Raw genomic sequence first — 2036 nt, forward strand, 5'->3', positions numbered from 1 at the left:
AAAACCACAAAACCATTCGTGAAACCTATTTAAATACAGCGATGGCACAGACATTAAACAGTGCAAAAGGTGTTGCAACACCAAGTGCTATTGGGGCAGGGAGCTTTGGTAGTTTTGATTTTGCTGGGGTGACTTTTATTAATTATCGAAGCATTCATAATTATAACATTGGTGCTAAAGCGGGTACGAAACGTGCAATAGGGATTAAGCCTGATGAGTGTCAATTCTTACCCGTTGATGCTCCTCATGTGTTCCAGAAAACCTTTGCACCAGGTGAATCTTTAGATTTTGCCAATACGGTTGGAAAGCCTCTTTACACGATGCTGATAGTCGATCACGATCGTAATGCATGGGTCAAACCTGAAGTATACAGCTATCCGCTCTATATTTGCACACGCCCTGAGATGCTCTTTAAAGGCGTTATAGGAGCCAAATGATGCGATGGCACAGGCTGCTTAAAAAAATGGTTGAAGATGTACGCAACAGTTTTGGGCAGCCTGTCATTTATACGCGAAAGGAGACAGAGCAGTCTTTTGAGATCACAGCGATTTACGGCATTAAACATTCAGAATCGGAAGCAGGTAGCAGAACACGCACGACAATCCCCAAAAAAGAACTTGATGTTTGCATCAATGATATTGGCGGGGTGCCACCAAAGCTTCAAGATAGTGTTGTTGTGATGTCTCCTGAAAACAACGAAGCTGCTCCTTCTCAAGAGCACTTCTTTGTGGCGGATGTACAAGCTTCAGAATCGGGCATGTATAAGTTGATTTTGCGTGAAGCACCTTCGTCTGCTGGCGTAGAGAAGGTTACAGTTTAGAAGAAATATACCTATTTAAACTCACACCATTTTCAGCAGCTTGAATCGCTAATTGCCTATGGAGTGCTGGCGGTATTCTTAGTTGAAACTTTCCGCTATATTGTACATGTGACAAAGGAATAGGGACATCTTCTCCATTGCGTTGCATATCTTCAACAACTTCTGAAACAAGGTTCATAATACCTTTTAAAGCATTCTCGGCTTGATTACTTAACCATGAAAGAGATGGGAATTCAGCACATAAACCAACATATTCTTCATCTTCTTGTGACCACAAAACACGATATGTATAATGATTATTGTTCATGTTTTATCCTTTCTATTGCCCATAAGACTTGTTTTACTTGATAGGCTTTAGCTTTATTTCCAGAATCTTTTTGGATATTTACACGAGGATCACCCAACCATGGTGTTTTAAAAACAAAATGGCTTGAAGCATTGTTCCGTGGTTCTCCAAAAAAATGTACACACACAGCTAACAAATCTGAAAACTTGATATTTTTTGGCGACGTTTTCATCAAGCTGATTATTTTTTCAATTTTATGGCTCATAGTTTCATAATAGTATCATTATTAATCCTAGTCAATCTTTTTATTATGAAGAGACATTAACGGAACAGGAGTATTTATGCCTCCAAGAGAGATGGTAAGAGCAAGCTTTGTTGCATTGATAAAGGCAGCCAAGACATCTGTTGGTGACAATGTTTTCAATATGCGGGACTTTAATTTTTCGTCTGAGAATATGCCTGCCATTAACGTGTCCACGCAAAGCGAGACGTTGGAACAGGGACATGATTATAGTTTGCGGCGGCGTATTTTAACCGTTGATGTTGAATGTTATGCAACAGAAGAAAATGGTGCGCGCTGTGTCGATCAATTGGCATGGGAGGTGGAAAATGTTTTCCATGCCAATCCCCATTTAAACAACAAGGTTGAGAGCTGTCGGCTACAAAATATTGCTTTTGCCTTTGGTGATAATGGTGTTTTAGCACTCCATGGAGCCATTTTAACCTTTGAGGTCATTTATGTGACGAATATTCCTGATGCAGACGAAGGAAACATAGCAGCAAGTTGTGTTGAGCCTTTTGTGGGATTTGATCCCGAAACAGGGGTGAGCAACGAGGATAAATATCAAAAAATCGAGGGTTTTCATGCGAGAGCGGCGGGATAAAGAAATCACCGATCTCAAGCGTCGTGTGGCAAATATGGTTGTGGTG

5 protein-coding genes are annotated in these 2036 nt (G+C 40.6%); 3 read left to right on the forward strand and 2 right to left on the reverse strand.

The genetic code is table 11. The features are described from left to right. Positions 1–437 (forward strand): major capsid protein (locus ACMFKV_RS07125; RefSeq protein WP_413154915.1); only part of this gene is annotated, 437 nt, incomplete at its 5' end. Beyond that, the gene (locus ACMFKV_RS07130; RefSeq protein WP_413154919.1) at positions 437–820 is read left to right on the forward strand and encodes a head-tail joining protein; all 384 of its coding nucleotides are present in this window, start codon (positions 437–439) and stop codon (positions 818–820) included. The genes ACMFKV_RS07125 and ACMFKV_RS07130, both read left to right, overlap by 1 nt. Here the strand turns inward: ACMFKV_RS07130 and ACMFKV_RS07135 are convergent. Next, on the reverse strand, positions 810–1127 hold the full coding sequence (locus ACMFKV_RS07135) for a type II toxin-antitoxin system HicB family antitoxin (RefSeq protein ID WP_413154916.1): 318 nt from the start codon (positions 1125–1127) through the stop codon (positions 810–812). The genes ACMFKV_RS07130 and ACMFKV_RS07135 overlap by 11 nt on opposite strands. Then, positions 1117–1338, reverse strand: coding sequence for a toxin HicA (locus ACMFKV_RS07140; protein WP_413154917.1), 222 nt, complete (start codon positions 1336–1338; stop codon positions 1117–1119). The genes ACMFKV_RS07135 and ACMFKV_RS07140 overlap by 11 nt, the downstream gene beginning before the upstream one ends. Before the next feature lie 109 nt (positions 1339–1447). On the opposite strand from ACMFKV_RS07140, the gene ACMFKV_RS07145 reads away from it, so the two are divergent. Further along, the gene (locus ACMFKV_RS07145) at positions 1448–1990 is read left to right on the forward strand and encodes a hypothetical protein (RefSeq protein WP_413154918.1); all 543 of its coding nucleotides are present in this window, start codon (positions 1448–1450) and stop codon (positions 1988–1990) included. Positions 1991–2036 lie beyond the last annotated feature (46 nt).

It is taken from the genome of Bartonella propinqua (assembly GCF_047263965.1).
In the GTDB taxonomy this organism is placed as follows: domain Bacteria; phylum Pseudomonadota; class Alphaproteobacteria; order Rhizobiales; family Rhizobiaceae; genus Bartonella.